Below are 17,727 nucleotides of genomic sequence, written 5' to 3'. Positions count from 1 at the left end.
AAACCCGCGTATCGCGGGCAAGCTTCCATTGGCGCCGGGCCACTTTGAATGCCATTCAACTATAGTGTTTTAAGACCCGTTCTGGCCTGAAGCCGACGGGTAGCCGCCGACGGGCCATCCCCATGGCCGTCCGGATATGTGACCGGTCGCTACCGCTGCAGCGTGCGTGGCGCGGCCCTGCTTCACCATGCCGACAAGATGGGCGGCGCATCCGCACCAGGGCGCAGGGCGAGCAGCCCGCCTGCAAAATCAGCAACACAGTATATGGATCGGCGTAGCGCGCCCGCGTCCGCATCGGGCAGACCTGTGTCTGGCTGCGAGGATCGCCCGGCGAGCTTTACGTGCCGCGCCTCGCGTGTGGGAATATCCCGTAGCGGGCGCGATCCGCGCCGCCACGGGATGAGGCGATCAATAGTCCTTGGAGTATTTCACGCTGGCGTTGGTCCCACCCTGCGCGCCGGCCGACGAGAGCAGGCTGAGCGCCTTGGTCAGGGCAATTTCGAGCTGGGTCGAGGTGAAGCCCTTCGCGTCGGTCACGATCTCCACATAGATGTTGTCGGTCAGGTACTTGCCTGCCGCAAGGCTGGTGCCACGCCCGCTGGCCTCGTCGGCGCCAAGGACGCGCAGACGATCGAAGCCGGTCGCCGAACGCAGCTTGCCGAGCGGGTTCAGCCCGCCACCCGATCCGCGCAGCGAATTGAGCGCGGACGCCAGCTGGATCGCCTCGGTTGCCGAGAGATTCTCGGGGTTGGTCCCGAACAACAGCCGGCTCAGCACCTCGTCCTGCGGCAGCGCCGGGGTCGAGGTGAAGGCGATCTGCGGGCGCTGGCCGGTGCCCGTGACGTTGATCACGACGGTGATGTTGTTCGTGGTCGTCGTCGCCTGGATGTTGATATCCGGATCGGTCAGTGCCCCGCCACGGAAGCGGATCGTGCCGCGATTGACCTCGAACCGCTTGCCCGCGAACGAATAGGTCCCGCGGACGATGTCGAGCCCACCGGTGACGACCGGCGCGGTCGACGTGCCGGTGATCCGCATGTCCATCTCCCATTCCGATTCGAGACCCATGCCAGACACGAACAGCTGGTTCGGCGCCCGCACCCGCAGGTCGAGCTTGATCAGGCTCGGCGGCGCGGGCCGTGCCGGACGATCGGTCGGCAGCGCGGGCCGGATCTCGCTCTTGCGGCGGATACCGGTCAGTTCGGCCACCTCCGCCTGACCCTGGCGGATGATCTCGTAGCGCGCCTCCGGGATCTGCAGGTCACCCTTGAGCAGTCCGCCATCGCGGCCATAGGTGAACCGCACCGACCCGGTCGTCGTCGCACTCAGCGCGTCGCTCTTGGCGAGCTGTGCATTGTCGAGCGTCGCGCGCAGATCGATCGGGAAGCCGCTGTCCGCGGCAAGCCCGACACTGCCCTGGGCCTGGACGCTGCCATTGCCGGCCCGGGCCCGCAGCTGCGTCAGTTCAAGCCGGTCGTTGTTGAACCGCGCGTTGATCGCCATCTGCGACAGCCGCGTGCCGTAGACCTCATTGTCATAGGTCAGCGAATCGGCCCGCACGATGCCGTTCAGACGCGGCGCCTGGACACGCCCGGAGAAGTCCGCCGCGATCGCGATCGGCCCGGACAGCTGCTGGTTGGGCAGCGCGGCCAGGCTGAACAGCACTGCCGATGGCCCGTTATACCGGATGCCTCCCGACAGCGGTGCCGCCATGAGCCGTTCGGACCAGGACGCGCCAGCGCCCAGCGGCCGGAGATTGGCGACCATGCGCCCCACCACCGTCGGCCCGCGCCGAACCAGCGCGCGGCCGGTCCCGCCATCGGCATTCAGCGTGCCGGCGAACACGATGTCGACCGCATCAGACACCGCCGCGATTCCCGTGCGGGTGAAGTTGCTCACCGTCGCACGGACGTTCGCCGTCGGCACCGCAGTGCTGTTGGCCTGGGCGAAGTCGAGGCTGCCGGTCGCGGTGCCGCCGATCCCGAGATTCGGCATCAGCGCGCTCAGCACCGACAGGTCGAGCTTGTCGAGCCGCGCCTGTGCGTTCAACCCGCGGCCATAGCTGCCCGCAAGACGCGCTGCACCGGCCGCCGTCCCCTGACCGAAGTCGATCCGGGTCGGCGAAAGGCGATAGACGCCCTGCGTCGCCTGGATCCGCGCAGGATTGGCCGTGCGGAAGTCGATGCCGTTCGCCTGCCCCTTCAGCGCAACGAGATAGTTCTCGGGGCTCAGCTTGGCGTTCATCGCGAGGCGGAACGGCACGCCGCTCGACCCCGTCGCCAGCGCCTGAGCGGTGCCCTTGCCACCGACGTAATTCACCTTTGCGCGCGCGGCGGACAACACGACCTCGCCGTAGCGCATGTCGGCGATCTGGACGTCGGCGATCACCTCGGGCGCCTTGGGATACAGCACGGCGCTGGCATCGACGATCGCGCGGCCGATCGTGAAATCGACCATGCCCGGAATCTTTGCGCCATAGGCCCGCGCAGCGACATCGGCGCGCTGATACCCGCCCTGGTTGGCGAGACGGACATTGCCCGTCAGTCCCTGCCCCGCGAACTGCAGCGCACCGGCGAACGGCCCCACCGCACTCTGCACGATCCGGCCGCGTGCAACGATGCCCGCGAAGACCGCACGGCGCACGTCGACCGCAAGCTGCGTGCCCGGGGTAACCAGCACATCGGCGGTGAAGGGGCCGTAATCGGTGCCGCCGCTCGCGACGACGGCATAGGCCCCGTTACGCCCGACGACCCTCGCCTGGAGGTTAACCAGCCCGACGCCGACGCCCGGACGCGGTGCGCGCAGGACGACGACCGGCGCCGTCGCACTGCCCGTGACCCGCGCCGACAGCGGCCCGTAGACGGTCGAATAGGCATCCGCGTTGACGAGGACCGCGCCGGTGGCCGGATCGAACCGCCCCTCGCCGCGCGTCACGCGGAATTGCGGCGCGTTCATGCGGAGGTTGCGGAAGGTCACGATCCCCTCGGGGCTGTACCCGATGTCCGACCGGACGATCGCGTTGCCGCCGAGGAAGCTGCGCGCGCCCTCGTTGAAGATCTGTGCGGTCTGCGCGACGACGCGACCGGTTATGCCGAACCCGCCATTAGGGCCCGGCACCAGCTTGGCATCGGTCGTCAGGTTGACGATGCCGATCCCGTCGACGCGGTAGTTGTTGACCCGCCCCTTGAGCGCACCGGTATAGCGTCCGGTCGACATGTTCGCGACGACGACCGCGGTCGCGTCGATCTTGTCCGAACGAATCTTCAGATTGTCCGACAGGACGTTGACGCCGGAGATCGCGAAGTCCCCGTCGATCGCGACGTTGGTCGCGAGGCCGCCAACCGCCGCATTGAGCCCGGTCACGCGACGTGCGCGCGCCTTGATCGGCAGGAGGATGCGGTCGGCATTCACGCGGGCGAGACCCTCGGCATAGAGGTTCTCGACACCCATGTCGCCAAAGGCGATCGTTGCCGCCCGCACCTTATAGTCGACCGTCGGGGTCGCGAACGCCCCGTCGAGGACGACGCGCGCGGTGACATCGCGACCGCGCAGATTGGGCAGGATCGCTCCCGGGGTCAGAAGCTTGGCATCGACCGCAAAGTTGGCGAACCGGCTGTTGGCGAGATCGATCAGGCCACCGGCATCGACCGCGAGCGCATCCGACTTCAGCGTCATGCGCGTGTCGGCCTTGCGGTCGTTGAGCGTCGTGTCGATCGACACGTCGAGCTGTGGCGCGGTCAGGCGCTCGACCGGTCCTTCGAGATACAGGCCGGGGCGGGTTGCGCCGCGCACCTCGATATGGCCGTTCTTCGCGGTCAGGCCGAGATTGGCAAGCTCGCCGCCGCCCAGCGTCGCGACCGCACGGCCGCGCCAGGCGGCCCAGCTTCCGCGTCCGTCCACCGTCGCGGTCAACGGTGCCTTGAGCGACCCCATCGTCGCGACCACGCCGCCGACGGGCGCGGTCAGCTTGAGGTTGACGTCGAGCTTGTTCTGTTCAGGCACCGCGTCGAGCTTGAGGATCAGCCGGTCGCCGCCGGCAATGCCGGGGCCCGTCAGCGCGGCGGCGTTGGTCGTCAGCTGTGCACGTTTGTCGGCGATATGGACCGCGCCGTCGATCTTGAGGATATGCGTCTGGCCCGTCACCGGCTTGCCGATCACGAACCGGTCGATCACCAGCCGGTTCACGTCGATATCGAGATCGGGCAGCAGCGGCGCGTTGGGATCGGTCGGGGTTGCCTTAAGCAGCGGACGGCGTTGCAGCGTGACGAGCGGCGTGGTCAGCGACCGGACGTCGACATGGTTGCTGGCAAAGGCGAACGGGCGCCAGTCGACGCGCAGCTTCGGGCTGGTGAGGAACACACCGGTCGGGTCCGACACGCGGACGTCGCTGAGCGTCATCGCGCCATAGATCGATCCGTCAATCCGGCCGACCTTGATGTTGAGGCCCGACGCGGTCGTGTAGCCACCGATCTGATCCGCGACGAGGCGGCGACCAGGATCGGTGTTGATTCCGAACAGCACGATCAGCACGAGTGCGATCAGCGCGACGACCAGAATCACGATCCCCTTGAGGATCCGCTGCCAGAGCGGCCGCCGGGCTACGACGCTGTCGTCAGCCTGATCGATAGGACCCTGGTCGGCAGGGGGTGCGCCGTTTTCGGCCATCAGAATGCCTGCCCGATCGAGATGTAGAGCGCGACCTTGCCGTCGCCCTCGCGTGGGTTCAGCGGCGTCGCGACGTCGATGCGCATCGGACCGAAGCTGGTGTAGAAGCGACCGCCGATACCCGCGCCGTAGCGCAGGCTCGACAGGTTCGGCGTGCTGCTCTCATAGCTGTTGCCGGCATCGATGAACGGCACGATGCCGAAATCGCCGAACCGGTAGCGCGCCTCGAGCGCAAACTCGTTGAGCGAACGACCGCCGACCGGATCGCCATTGGGATCGAACGGCCCGAGCCGCTGATAGCCATAGCCGCGGACCGATCCGCCGCCGCCGCCATAATAACGCCGCGAGGGCGCCAGGTCGTCGCGCGCGACGCCCTGAATCGTCCCCGCCTTGGCACGGCCGGCGATCACGATGCTGCTCGACACGGGATAGTAGAAGGTCCCTTCGACCATCGCGCGGACATAGGGTTTGACCGAGCCCTGCACCGATGTTTCGGGGCTGGCGTTCAAACGCAGGCGGAAGCCCTTGGTCGGGTTGAGCAGGCTGTCGGAGCGATCGAACAGCAGCTGTCCGGGCAGCGCGACGATGCCGTAGGTGCGCCGGACGTTTCGCCCCTGCGCGAAGTCATACACGCTCTCGTTGGTGCCGACGAGTTCGCCGCCATAATAATAGGTGATCGGCTTCTGCCAGATCGGTGTCGAATCATAGCTCCAGCGGATGCCGACGCTCGTCGTGAACGCCTCGTAGGCGTCGTAGTTCGAATGATTGGCCCCCGCCGTCAGGCTGAAGGTGCGGTCGCGACGCCCGGCATTGGCGCGGCGGAACGTGCCCGCAAGCCCTTGTTCCTGCGTCCCCGCGATCACCGACGCGAGCAGGCCACCCTCATAGGGGAACAGGTTGCGATGCTGCCAGGTGCCCTCGGCGCGGAAGCCCTGCCCGGTCGAGAAGCCGACATTGCCGCCCAGCGTGCGCGCCGGGCCCTTTTCCTGCCGGACCAGCAGGTCGACCTGCTCGGTGCCGTCGGGGTTGGTGCGGCCAGTCCGCTGCGGGACCACCGAAACGCTCTGGAACAGGCTGGTCGCGACGAGCGCGTCGCGCAGGTCGTCGGTCATCCGGTTGTCGTAGAGCTGCCCTTCCTCGAACCGCGGAAAGACGTTCAGATGCTCGATATCGAACACTGCGTCGCCTTCGGTGCGCAACTGCCCGAACGAGGCGCGCGGCCCAGTATCGACGGGCAGCGTATAGGCACCGGTCGGGACCTGCGCCTCGTCGTCGAGCAGGATGTCGCGCTCGCCGACCTTGACGAAGGGATAGCCCATCTGCGGCAGCATCAGCGAGACATTGGCCTCCGCCCCCTGGATCCGGTCCGCCTGGATCGGATCGCCGACCTTCAGCGGCAACTGGCTGCGCACCAGATCCGGCGGAATGGTCTGCGCGGTCTTCACGTCGATCGAGCCGAGCGTGTAGAGCCGCCCCGGCTGCGCGCTGACGATTGCCTTCAGCCGGCCGGGCTTTTCGGGCACGGTTTCGATCGTCGAGACTGCGGTCGCGTCATAATAGCCGAGCGACTTCAGCAGCCGGACGACCAGCGCCTCGTCTTCCTTCGCGCGCGCCGAAACCTGCGTCGTGTTGGCCGCCTTGCCGCCACCCTTCAGCGCGGACAGGGCCTTGTAGCGCGCCTCGAGCCCGTCGCCCGCATCGGCCAGACCCTTGATCTCCGCATCATAGCGAATCTCGGGCGCATCCTTGTCCTTGATGTCCGCAGCGGTCGCCAGCGGCGCCGTGTCGTAGCTCGCGAGCGCGGGAAGCGGCACGACCAGCTGCGGATCTTCGGGACCGGTGGGGGGCAAGACGGCGCCCGACGCGGTCGTCGCGGGGGTCACATCCGTCGCGGGTGTCACGGGCGCGGTCTCGCTCGCCATCGGTTCGAGCGGTGCGTTGATGTCATTCGAAAGCGGCGGCAGCGCCTGGTTGAATTCCGCGTCGGGAACGATCGGCGCATTGCCCTTGGGATCGGCGACGCCTGTGTCGGATCGCTGCTCGGCGGTGGGCGCGTCGGGCCCCTTCGCTGGCGCGGTACCGGGCTTTGCCAGCTGGGCTTCGCCGGGAGCAGCCACACTCGCCGCCAGAGCGATCGCGAGCCAATAGTGCCGTCTTGTCGAACTCGTCACAGGAAACACGATCCCCTTTCGAAGGGCGACCGCGTTCGATTCATCCCCGTTAATCCCTCGCAACGCACGAAACTTGGGTTGGTTTCCGTCATCCGGCGATTCACACGCAGCCGATCATGCCGGCCACCGGAAGGACGATGGTGTCGCGGCCCGGCCGCTCAAGCCGTAGCGTCGCATTGGGTACCATCGCGCCGGACGCCAGATCCTCGCGCGTGACGATCGTCATGTCGAGCGCGACGGTCAGGTCGCCCCCGCGATAGGTCGTCACCCCGGCAAAGCCGTAGCCACCCGGCCCGGCCTCGTCGACTCGCGCATAATCGACCGGCTTGCCGTCGACCGCGAGACGCAGCCGAGCCGAGTCGGCGGTCGCCATCGCCACCAGCGCGCGGTCGCCCGTCGACCAGAGATACGCTGCGCATCCCCGTGCGGGCATCGCCTGCTTGCCGATCGGACCGAGCGTCGCGGGAGCCTTGGTGGTGTCGCCGGGCACCGTCTTGGCGGGCGTGGCGGCCTGCACGGCCGCGGCGATAAGCAATAGCATCATCCGCCCGACGCTATCATGAAGAGCCAGGCCGGATAAGCCGCGATCGCCAGCAATGCGCCGAACGGCATCGCGGTCTGCCCGGTCACGGGTTTGCCGCCGACGCGCATCGTCAGCACCGCGCCGAGCCCGACCATGCTGGCGATCAGCAACACGGCGGGCAGCATCTGCCAGCCGAGCCACAGCCCGATCGCACCGAACAGCTTGGGATCGCCGCCGCCCATCCCGTCATGTCCGCGGATCCGGCGATAGCCCGCCGCGATCGCCCAAAGGAGGGCGAACCCCGCGACCCCGCCGATAAGCCGGTCGACTCCGTCGGGCGCCAGTCCGGCGACACCGCCCGCCGCACCGCCGAGCGCGAGCAAGAGGGTCAGGCGGTCGGGCAGCCAGAAGGCGACGAGGTCGAGCGCGGCGAGCGCCAGCAACAGCCAGCCAAAGACCGCGCCCCACAAGGCCGCCTGCCCCGGCGCGACGAGCCCCGCAGCGATACCGATCGCCAGCCCGCACGCCTCGATCCGCCAGTGCAACGGATCGATCTGCGCACCGCAAGACCGACACCGGCCGCGCAGCAGCAGTGCACTGACGAGCGGGACGAGATCGATCACGGTCAGCGTCCGCCCGCACGCATCGCACGCCGACCGCCCGTGAACGACCGACCGGTCCTGCGGCCAGCGAATCACCAGCGCGGCGATGAAGCTGCCGACGATCGCCCCGAGCACGCCCAGCGCCGCCGCGGCGATCATCGGGCTCGGCACGGGCATGGCGTCGATCATCCGCCGCGCGTGCCGGGCACGTCCCGCGCCGTCAAGCCGATCCCGGCGAGCGCTGCCACCGTCAGAGATCCAGCGTGTAATATCGGCTGAACCGCGAGGGCGGATAAGATCCGAACCGCTTACAGCGGACAAAGCCCGCGCGTTCGTAGAGCGCGCGCGCCGCGGCATAGGCGGCGTTGCTTCCGGTCTCGAGGCTGATCCGGGTCGCGCCCATGTCTCTGGCATGGCGGGTCGCATGATCGAGCAGCGCCGCGCCAACGCCGCGGCGTACATGATCGGGATGCGTCCGCATCGATTTCAGCTCGCAATGCCCCGCGTCGAGCCGCTTCACCGCGACGATCCCGAGCAGCGTCGAATCGCCCCCCGCCTCGTCCCAGGCCGACCACACCACCACCGACGGATCGCGCAGGCCGGCGAGGTCGAGGGCAAAGACACAGTCCGGCGGCGAGTTGGCATGCGCGGCGCGCTGGTGCAGCGCGACCAGATCGACGACCGCCTGGCGCGTCAGATCGTCGCGCTCTATCCGCATGACGCGATCCGGGTGCGATGGCCCGTCATCGTTCAGGGCAGCGCTTCGTCCGCATCGATTCCCCACAGCGCGTCGACGCGCACGAAACCGGCCTGCCCCTTGATGTCCATCTTGCACCAGCCATTGCCGCACTGGCTCAGCCGACCGACCACGCCCGGGGCCGCGCGCCATTGCAGGCGTCCGCTTTCGCTCGGGCGGTCGAGGATCGCGATCGGGGTCGTGCCGCGTACGATCGCGGTGCGCGTGCTGCTCATCAGATTGGCCTGCATCCAGCCTTCGGTGCCGTCCGGATCGGCGATCTTGCGCCATTCCTTGTGGATCGCGATCACGCGCACCGGCAGGTCGGCACGCTGATACAGCCAGCTGGCGGGATAGGCGCGGGCCGGGCCGGTCCGCAACCGCGCGCGCCCCGCCGAGATCGAGGCATAATAAGGAAGCTTGCGCACCGGATCCGCGGCGGCGGCAGGCTCGGTGCCCAGCGCCGCCGTGACGAGGGCGGCGAGCCCGAAGGCGAGAATGCGCATGCTGATGTCCTGTTGCCGACGCGGTTCGTGTCCGGCCAAGCTCTATCGCCACCGCGGCGGCGGTTTCAACTGCTAAGCGCGCCCGCCGCCGTTCCACGGATCGCAGCGCGGTTTTGCCGCTCCATCGTTGACGCCGTGGATGACGTTCGCCAAGCCACCGTCATGCCCGATCCACGCCCCGATAGCTGGCCCGACACCCGGCGCTGCCCCAACCCCAAGGTGGTCGTCACGCGCGAACTCGCCGATGCGGTCATGGACCGTATGGCGGCGCTGTTCGACACGACCAACAACCACGGCGATGCCAAGCTCAGCCGCGATCAGCTGGCCGCGGCGATGGCCGATTGCGACGTGCTGGTCCCGACCGTGACCGACGATATCGACGCCGCGCTGATCGCCGGCGCGGGCGATCGCCTTCGCCTGATCGCCAATTACGGCGCGGGCGTGAACCATATCGACCTGAAAGCGGCGCGTGCGCGCGGGATCATCGTCACCAACACGCCGGGGGTGCTGACCGAAGACACTGCGGACATGACGATGGCGCTGATCCTGTCGGTGCCGCGGCGGCTGGCGGAGGGCGAGAAGCTCGTTCGTTCGGGCGCATGGACCGGCTGGAGCCCCGGCGGGATGCTCGGCCACCGGATCGGCGGCAAGGCACTCGGCATCGTCGGGATGGGCCGGATCGGACAGGCGGTCGCGCGCCGCGCCGCCGCGTTCGGCCTCTCGATCCACTATCACAATCGCCGCCGCCTTCCCGTCGCGCTCGAACAGGCGCTCGGGGCGACGTGGCACGCCTCGCTCGACGAGCTGCTTGGCGCGGTCGACATCGTGACGATCCACACCCCGCTCAACGCCGACAGCCGGGACATGATCGACGCGCGCCGGATCGCGCTGATGCGCCCGCATGTGTTCCTCATCAACGCCTCGCGCGGCGGGGTGGTCGACGAGACCGCGCTGGTCGACGCGCTTGAGGCGGGCCGGCTCGCCGGCGCCGGGCTCGACGTCTGGCGTCACGAGCCGCAGATCGATCCGCGGCTGCTCGCGCTCGATAACGTCGTGATGCTCCCACACATGGGATCGGCGACATTCGAGGGGCGGATCGCGACGGGCGAGAAGGTGATCCAGAACATCCGGATGTGGGCGGATGGCCATCGTCCGCCCGATCAGGTGCTCGAAGGCTGGGCCTGACGGCCCCTCACCCGTCCCCGCGCCTGTGCCCGGAACCGATTCCGCAGTGCGGCATTTGTTGGATACCCCCGGAGAGAAAGAGGAGTATCCCATGAAGAAGATTGCTGTTTCCGCGCTGCTGATCGCGTCCGCCGTCTCGATGAGCGCCTGCTCGACGCTCAAGGGCGCAGGCATTGGTGCAGCCGGCGGTGCGGGTGTCGCCGCGGCGACGGGCGGTAGTGTCGAAAAGGGCGCAGCGGTCGGTGGTGCCGGCGGCGCGGTGGTCGGCACGGTCGCCGACTGAAACGTCTGGCGCGCGCGGGCCTGACGGTCCGCGCGTCGCCCCTTAGATCACCGTGCGCGGATCCAGCCGGTCCGCTGGACCGTGCCCGTCAGGACCTTCGACCCGAACGCCTTGGCGACGGTCGCGGCATCCGCAATGTTCATCAGGACGATCCGTGTTCCGCCCGACGGCAGCGATTCGATCGCGCTGATCTCGGCCTTGTGCTTGGCGCACATCGCGACGGCCTGAGCCTCGGTGACGCGTACATTCATCGCACGCGAAATGGGCGCAACATCGGCGCTGGGCGTGGTGGTCATCTGATAATCCCGGCAGGGAGCGGGAGCGCGATACGTCTCTCAGTCGTGGCTTGCCCGAATGAAGCGCCGCAATGCGCCCGGTATGCGCGCTATCCCGCCGATCGGCAACCTCGGCCGCCGCGTCAGACGCGCGTTCCGAGCAGTGCGAGCCCGAAGCCGACGAACACCGCCCCCGTCGCCCGGTCGAACGCGCGCCGCAGTGCCGGTCGCGTCAGATGCCGCGCGAGCGTCCGCCCGCTCATCGCATAGACCGCATACCAGAGGCTTTCGACCACCGCGAAGGTGACGACGAGGATCGCGAACTGCGGCCCCTGCGGCGCGGCGCGGTTGACGAACTGCGGCAGGAAGGCGGCGGCGAACAGCAGCAGCTTGGGATTGCTGATGCCGATCACGAACCCACCGCGGAACAGCCGTGCGGCCGACATCGTGCGCGGCAGCGTGTCGGCACCCAGATCGACCGGCCCGCCGGCACCGCGCCACGCCTTGATCCCCAGCACGATCAGATAGGCGACACCGGCATAACGCAGCGCATCGAACACCCGCGGCCAGGCGGTCAGCAGCGCCGCGACCCCCGCCGCCGACGCGGCGAGGACGAAGACCAGCGCGGTCAGGCACCCCGCCATCGCCGCCAGGCTGCGCCGCGCGCCGAAGGTCATGCTTCGCGTCATGACGTGCAGCATGTTCGGCCCCGGCGTCCCGCACAACAGGATCACCGCGACCAGGAACACCGTCCACGCATGCAGCGTCATGCCTTTGCCCCCTACCCTGACCGACTCAGTCGCCGGTCAGGATCCGATCGACCAGCTGCCCGACGCTCGGCACGAACCCGTTGGAATAGAACGGGTCCTTCTTGAAGTTATACGCCGCATGGCCGGCGAACATCAGGTTCTGGTCGATGTCGCCGCCATGCGCGATATCCTGCAGCGTCTTCTGGATGCAGAAGCTGCGCGGGTCGGCGAGCCGCCCCGTCGAGTTGGTCTCGGTATCCGCCCAGCTCGAGAAGGAGCATTGCGACAGGCAGCCCATGCAGTCCGCCTGGTCCTTGCGGATCATGCCCTTTTCCTCAGGGCCGACGAAGACGAGCGTGTTGTCCGGGGTCTTGAGCGCGTCGGTGAAGCCTTCGCCGAACCACTGGCGTGCGCGCAGCAGGTCGTTGCGCGTCACCCAGAAATTCTTGCCCTTCACGCCGACGTCGAGCTGGAAGATGTGGTCGCCGGCCTCCTGCGTCGAGAACGCGATCTGGCGCTCGGACCGCGCCTCGAGGCTGCGCAGGAACGGGTTGCGCACCGCCGAGGAATAGAAACCGGTCGGGGAGAATTTGTGCAGCAGCACGTCGCCTTCCTCGATCTTCGTCAGCGCGTCCTTCCACCCCTGCGGGATCGGGCTTTCGCGCGTCAGCAGCGGGCGGGTACCGAACTGGAACGCGATCGTGCCGAGCTCGGGATTGTCGATCCAGTCGTTCCAGTCGCGAAGGTACCAGACGCCGCCCGCCATCACGATCGGCACGTCGTCCGAAATCCCGCCCTCGCGCATCACGTCGCGCAGTTCCTTGACGCGCGGATAGGGATCCTGCGGCTTCAGCGGATCCTCGGCATTCGACAGGCCGTTATGCCCGCCCGCGAGCCAGGGATCCTCGTACACGACTGCCGCCAGCCACTGTGCCGCCTTCGAATAGGCGCGCTTCCACAGCGCACGGAAGGCGCGGCCCGAACTGACGATCGGCAGGTAGCTGACGCCGTAAGACGCGGTGATCTCGCTGAGCTTGTACGGCATGCCCGCGCCACAGGTGACGCCCGCCACCTTGCCGCGCGTCCGCTCGAGCACGCCGTGCAGGATCCGCTGCGCGCCGCCCATTTCCCACAGCACGTTGATGTTGATCGCACCCTTGCCGTCGGCGATCTCATAGGCGCGCTCGACCTGCTGGACCGCACCGTCGATCGCATACTGGACCAGCTCCTCGTGCCGGTCACGCCGCGTCAGTGCGGCATAGACCTGCGGGATGATCTTGCCCTCTGGATCGTAACTATCGGCATTCACGGCGGAAACCGTGCCGATGCCACCCGCGGCGGCCCAGGCTCCGGCCGACGCATGGTTGGTCGCCGCGACTCCCTTGCCGCCTTCCACCAGCGGCCACACTTCGCGACCGTTATAGACGATAGGCTTCAGGCCCTTGAACACGACGTCACCTCTCCCGGAAAATACGGCCCCCTATATCGCAAGGACGCAGCGTGCGAGCAAATTAAGACCTAGGTTAGCGAGCCGGGTCTGCCGAGCGCCTCTTCGTACAGCGCGCTGTAGCGCGCGATCATCACCGATTCGTCAAATTCAGCCCGCGCCCGCCGCTGATTCGCCGCCCCGATCGACGCGCGCAGCGCGGGATCCGCGACCAGCGCCTGCAACGCATCGCGCAGCCGCACCTCGCTCGGCGCTTCGGTGATGAACGGCAGGTTTTCGGGCGCGACCATCCGCGCGACGTCGCCGACCGGATAGCTCGCGATCGGCAGGCCGGCGGCCATCGCCTCGACCACCGAGATCGGAAACTGCTCGCTGCGCGACGACAGAGCGAGGATGTCGAAATGCCCGATATAGCGATAGGGCCGGTCGAGAAATCCCGGCAGAACCAGCGTGTCGGCCATCCCCATCGCGGCCGCCGCCTGGGCGATCCGCGCGCGCTCGGGCCCCTCGCCGACGATCACAAGCCGCACCCGCCCCGACACGCCGCCGACCGCACGCACCAGTGCGGTCAGGTCCTTCACCTCGCGCAGACCCGCCAGCGCGCCGATGACGACCTCCTTCGCCTTCGGCACGAACCCCGGGATCGCCTTGGGTTCGGGCTTCTGCGCGTAATAGGCGGTGCCGATTCCATTCACGATCCGGTGCACCCGCTCGCGCGGCTGCTTCCAGGTCTTCAGCGCGATCGCCTCGAGCACTTCGGACGGTACCGCCAGCGCATGTGCCGCACCCAGCGCGAGCCGACGATAGATGTTGCGCTCGATCTTCAGCCCGCCCGCCTCGTCGGCGTTGAAACCGTCCTCGTGATGGACCAGCGGCGGCGCGCCCTTGCCGAACGCGCGGCGCGCCATCGCCCCGTCGATCGCCCCCCAGTTATAGCTCAGCACCAGATCGAACCGCCGCATATACTGCGCGATCGCCTCGTAGCGCGCGACCGACGGCTTGCCCGTCAGCGGCGGCGGGTTCTGCGCGATCTCGTAGCGGATCCCCTTGGCGATCGACGCCTGCGCGCCCAGCGCATCGGCCACGCCCGACACGATGGTGTGCTTGGCGCGATCGCCGAACGCATTCATCAACCGCACCGCCCGCGCCTCCTTCCCGCCAAGGTCGAACGAGGAATGGAGATGCAGGATGTTGACGGGTGCGGCCATGCCCGACGCGATGCCGATTTCTCGCCGGGGTTTCAAGGGAGCAGGCACGCCAGATCGCTGTCCGGTTGCGCCCACTTGCGGACACTAGAAGCATAATTTCATGCCGTGCTATGATGCCGACAACGGAGGGGGGCGGACGGTGAAAACACTGGATGACTTGATCGAATGGGCGAACGAGCAGCGCGAAGAATCTCTGCGACAGGTCGATCTCTTCAGTAACGGCGGAGTGAAGGCACAGCTTGTCATGCCGGATGGCACTACGCAGGATATTACTGCCGGGGTGCTTTCGCATCAGAAAGCGAACGTAGATGCTTTCACCAGTCTTGTGTCAGCCTTGAAGAGGTAACGTCCGCTCCCCACCAAAATACGCCGCAAACCGCATCAAACGGGCGGGTCGAACGCAGTCTTCGCGATGTGGGTGATCCGGCACGCCAGATCCGCCTCGCCGCTCGCGACCACGTAGAAGTCGCCCGCGTTCGCGATGCCCGTCGTGAAGACGACATTGTCGACGTACATCTGGTCCTTCAGCGGCTCGGTCAGCGCGGGGTTCGCCTCGAGCAGCGGCGCGTGCTGGGTCGCGATCGTGATCGACGGGTCGTCCTTGTCGAGGATCGACCAATAGGTGCGGTAGATGCCGACCACGCCCGACGGCTCGACGCCGTGCCACAGGCTCAGCCAGCCGCGATCGGTCAGGATCGGTGGCGTCCCCCCGCCCATCCGCGCGGTCGAGACCGTGGCGGCGTGCGGGCGGATGCCGGGCTTGTCATGCGGCTTCCAGTGGAGCGCGTCGGGTGAGCGCGACAGGTTGATCGACGGCCCGGCGCGCCATTCGCTGCCCGGCGGATAGGCGAAATACAGGTCACCGAGCGGCCGCGTCTGCGCCCAATATTGCCCGCCGATCAGCCCTTCGAAGATCAGCATGTCCTTGTTCTGGTGATCGAGCACGATCCCCTCGAGCTGCCAGTCGAGCGCGTCGGCGGAGGAATAAAGCGTGGTCGAATGCCGTTCCGGGCTGACCGAACAGGTGGTCATCAGATAGCGGTCGCCGACCTTCGAGATGCGGGCATCCTCGACGCCATAGCATTGGTAGGGCGTGCGCGGCGCGATCGCATTGTCGTAATGGACCGCGACGACCGAACGGCCCTCCGCGTCGAGCTCGACCGGCAGGAGCCAGGACAGCGAGGTGAGCGCCATCACCTTCCACCCGCCGCCGGGGATCAGGAATTTGCGCGGATCCTTGGTGTCGACCATCTGCAACGGCCACGCATCACGCAGATAGGCGCCGTCCTGCCAGCGGATCGCATGGACGTTGCCGCCCTTGACCGGCTCGCGCAACGCCTCGGCCACGCGCACCATCAGCAGAAGGTTGCCGTTCGCCAGCCGCGTCATCCCCGGATTGAAGGCGCCGAGCACATAGGTCTCGGCCCCGACCTTGCCCGCCAGCGGCGAGCGCGACAGGTCGATGTCCGCAGGGGTGAAGACGAGCTGATCGAACATGCTATTCTCCTAAAATTCTGGTTGTTTGGACGCCCCGCCGCCACGCCCGCCCCCTCCCGTTCGCCCTGAGCGAAGTCGAAGGGCATGCCCCGAGCGCAGGTGCTTCGACTTCGCTCAGCTCGAACGGGACGGGTGAGCGGTGTCGCTATTCCCCCTCCAGCGCGCGGGGCACGATCACGAGCTGCTGGATCACACTGCGCGTCGGCTGCGTCAGCAGGAACTCGACCCCCGCGGCGATGTCCTCGCCGCGCAGCATCTGCTCCGCTGCGATCATCTGCCGCTGCTTCTCGTCGGGCACGTCGGGATATTGCATGTTCGAGCCGACCTTGCCCGGCTCGATCAGCGACACCCGGATCCCCTTGGGGCCCAGCTCGCGACGCAGCGCCTCGGCGAAACCGGCGATACCCGATTTGATGCCCGCATAGACGGTCGAGCTCGGCCCGAGGATATGCGCGCTGAGCGAACCGATGAGGATCAGGTCGCCGATCGGCGTCATCCGGTGCGCGGCGTGATGCGCGCTGAGCAGATAGGCGGTAAAATTGACCGCGATCGCGTAGCGCAGCGCGTCCTCGTCCATCTGCGTCAGCCCGCCCGCGGCGATCGAGGCGTTGACGACGGTGATGTCGAACCCGCCCAGATACGCCTCGCCCGCATCGAAAAAGGCACGGACCTTGTCGGGATCGGCAAGCTCGGTGACCATCCCGTCGCCGTCGCCGACCTCGCGGATGCAGGCGAGCGCGTCCTCGAGATGACCCGCATCGTGACCGCAGATATAGACTTTGGCGCCCCCCGCCGCGAGCAGCACCGCGATCGCCCGGCCGATCCCTGTCGTCCCCCCCGTGATGATCGCGCGTCGACCCTCGAGGGAGCGATGATTAACATGAAGGTCGGCAGGTGCGGTCATAAGCGGTTCCGGTCATCGAGCAGGCGGGACGAGGCACAGGTGCGACGCCTCGTCCCCGTCCCCTAGGCGCGGACAGCATCCCCCTCAAGCACCTGCGCCAGCAGGTCGTCGATCGGCGCCTGGACGATCGGCTCGCTCAGCGTCGGGGCATGGCCGACCCCGGGCACGGTGACGAGCGTCGCGCGGTCGAGCGATGCGACCATTCGATCCGCGATCGCGGCGGACAACAGGTCGGACCGACCACCGCGCACGATCAGCGTCGGGATTTCGCGCAGGCCCGCCAGCGCCTGCCACATGTCCGGCCCAGCCTCGCTGCCCGGCACGCGGAACGGTTCGGCGATCTTCAAGTCGTAATCGAGTACGATCCGGCCCGAGCTGTTCAGCCGGTAGATGCGCTTGGCCATCGCCAGCCAGTCCTCGATCGTCCAGTCGGGATAGACGTCGGCATTGCTCTCCGACACGCAGCGCGCGGCATGCATCCAGGTCGGAAAGACGCTCGCCTTGCCGACATAGCCGCGGATCCGCGACAGGCCCTGCGCGTCGATCTCGGGTCCGACATCGTTGAGCAGCGCGGCCGCGATTCGCCCGCGCGCCGGCCCCGCCATCAGCATCGTGACGATCCCGCCGAGCGACGTTCCGAACGCGACGAACCGGTCGATGCCGTGCTCGGCCAGTAACGCCTCGACATCCTGCACATAGGTCAGCGGGACATAGGACATCGGATCCTTGGCATAGGCGCTCTCGCCGCGCCCGCGGAAATCGATCGCGATCAGCCGCCAGCGTCCCGCCAGCCGCGCCGCCAGCGCATCGAAATCGCGCGCGTTCCGCGTCAGCCCGGGCAGGCACAGGATCGGCGGACGGCCATCGCCGCCGCCCGGATAGTCGCGTGCATGCAGCCGCAGCCCGTCCCTGGACCACCAATAGAGGTTTTCGTAAGCGGCCATGGTTGCGTCCTTCGGGTAGCGGCCACCATATC

The 17,727-nt window shown here is 67.7% G+C and carries 16 protein-coding genes; 3 read left to right on the top strand and 13 right to left on the bottom strand.

The window, feature by feature from the left end; all coding sequences use genetic code 11:
- Window positions 1-408: 408 nt before the first annotated feature.
- The 6 genes from J3A66_RS16890 to J3A66_RS16865 form a co-directional block, all read right to left on the bottom strand.
- Window positions 409-4,665, bottom strand: coding sequence for a translocation/assembly module TamB domain-containing protein (locus J3A66_RS16890; protein ID WP_209570099.1), 4,257 nt, complete (start codon window positions 4,663-4,665; stop codon window positions 409-411).
- Window positions 4,665-6,836 (bottom strand): BamA/TamA family outer membrane protein, encoded by a 2,172-nt coding sequence (locus tag J3A66_RS16885; protein WP_348634070.1) that lies wholly within the window; start codon window positions 6,834-6,836, stop codon window positions 4,665-4,667. The genes J3A66_RS16890 and J3A66_RS16885 overlap by 1 nt, the downstream gene beginning before the upstream one ends.
- A 100-nt stretch (window positions 6,837-6,936) precedes the next feature.
- Entirely contained in the window at window positions 6,937-7,380 is a 444-nt protein-coding gene (locus J3A66_RS16880) for a hypothetical protein (protein ID WP_052380969.1), read from the bottom strand.
- The gene (locus J3A66_RS16875; RefSeq protein ID WP_245336852.1) at window positions 7,377-8,150 is read right to left on the bottom strand and encodes an A24 family peptidase; all 774 of its coding nucleotides are present in this window, start codon (window positions 8,148-8,150) and stop codon (window positions 7,377-7,379) included. Before J3A66_RS16875 ends, J3A66_RS16880 begins: the two co-directional genes overlap by 4 nt.
- 61 nt (window positions 8,151-8,211) lie before the next feature.
- Window positions 8,212-8,679, bottom strand: a complete 468-nt coding sequence (locus J3A66_RS16870; protein WP_209570097.1) for a GNAT family N-acetyltransferase — start codon at window positions 8,677-8,679, stop codon at window positions 8,212-8,214.
- Window positions 8,680-8,711: 32 nt separating this feature from the next.
- Window positions 8,712-9,203: an SH3 domain-containing protein gene (locus J3A66_RS16865; RefSeq protein WP_183936260.1), complete on the bottom strand. Its 492-nt coding sequence runs from the start codon at window positions 9,201-9,203 to the stop codon at window positions 8,712-8,714.
- A 162-nt stretch (window positions 9,204-9,365) separates the two neighbouring features.
- Here J3A66_RS16865 and J3A66_RS16860 point away from each other — a divergent pair, with 162 nt between their 5' ends.
- On the top strand, window positions 9,366-10,388 hold the full coding sequence (locus J3A66_RS16860; protein WP_107929601.1) for a D-glycerate dehydrogenase: 1,023 nt from the start codon (window positions 9,366-9,368) through the stop codon (window positions 10,386-10,388).
- Window positions 10,389-10,479: 91 nt separating this feature from the next.
- On the top strand, window positions 10,480-10,671 hold the full coding sequence (locus J3A66_RS16855; RefSeq protein ID WP_031395371.1) for a hypothetical protein: 192 nt from the start codon (window positions 10,480-10,482) through the stop codon (window positions 10,669-10,671).
- Between the two features lie 47 nt (window positions 10,672-10,718).
- On the opposite strand, the gene J3A66_RS16850 is transcribed toward J3A66_RS16855, so the two are convergent.
- The 4 genes from J3A66_RS16850 to J3A66_RS16835 all read right to left on the bottom strand — a co-directional run bounded on the left by J3A66_RS16850 (window position 10,719) and on the right by J3A66_RS16835 (window position 14,350).
- On the bottom strand, window positions 10,719-10,967 hold the full coding sequence (locus J3A66_RS16850) for a hypothetical protein (protein ID WP_197975206.1): 249 nt from the start codon (window positions 10,965-10,967) through the stop codon (window positions 10,719-10,721).
- Window positions 10,968-11,089: 122 nt separating this feature from the next.
- Window positions 11,090-11,716, bottom strand: a complete 627-nt coding sequence (locus J3A66_RS16845) for a LysE family translocator (RefSeq protein ID WP_209570095.1) — start codon at window positions 11,714-11,716, stop codon at window positions 11,090-11,092.
- 25 nt (window positions 11,717-11,741) lie between these two features.
- On the bottom strand, window positions 11,742-13,145 hold the full coding sequence (locus J3A66_RS16840) for a nitronate monooxygenase (protein WP_031441354.1): 1,404 nt from the start codon (window positions 13,143-13,145) through the stop codon (window positions 11,742-11,744).
- Between the two features lie 68 nt (window positions 13,146-13,213).
- On the bottom strand, window positions 13,214-14,350 hold the full coding sequence (locus J3A66_RS16835) for a glycosyltransferase family 4 protein (protein WP_209570093.1): 1,137 nt from the start codon (window positions 14,348-14,350) through the stop codon (window positions 13,214-13,216).
- Window positions 14,351-14,450: 100 nt separating this feature from the next.
- Here J3A66_RS16835 and J3A66_RS16830 point away from each other — a divergent pair, with 100 nt between their 5' ends.
- A complete protein-coding gene (locus tag J3A66_RS16830; RefSeq protein ID WP_192071186.1) occupies window positions 14,451-14,696 on the top strand; it encodes a hypothetical protein in 246 nt (81 codons plus the stop codon).
- Between the two features lie 35 nt (window positions 14,697-14,731).
- Here J3A66_RS16830 and J3A66_RS16825 read toward each other — a convergent pair whose 3' ends face one another.
- From J3A66_RS16825 to J3A66_RS16815, 3 genes are all read right to left on the bottom strand, one after another.
- Window positions 14,732-15,847, bottom strand: coding sequence for a glycosidase (locus tag J3A66_RS16825; protein WP_209570091.1), 1,116 nt, complete (start codon window positions 15,845-15,847; stop codon window positions 14,732-14,734).
- 145 nt (window positions 15,848-15,992) lie between these two features.
- Complete coding sequence (locus tag J3A66_RS16820; RefSeq protein WP_209570089.1) at window positions 15,993-16,751, bottom strand: SDR family oxidoreductase; 759 nt, start codon at window positions 16,749-16,751, stop codon at window positions 15,993-15,995.
- 62 nt (window positions 16,752-16,813) lie between these two features.
- Window positions 16,814-17,695, bottom strand: a complete 882-nt coding sequence (locus J3A66_RS16815) for an alpha/beta hydrolase (RefSeq protein WP_166745964.1) — start codon at window positions 17,693-17,695, stop codon at window positions 16,814-16,816.
- Window positions 17,696-17,727 lie beyond the last annotated feature (32 nt).

This window comes from Sphingomonas sp. PvP018, assembly GCF_017876865.1.
Taxonomy (GTDB): domain Bacteria; phylum Pseudomonadota; class Alphaproteobacteria; order Sphingomonadales; family Sphingomonadaceae; genus Sphingomonas; species Sphingomonas aerolata.
This window is presented reverse-complemented; position numbering and strand designations above follow the sequence as displayed.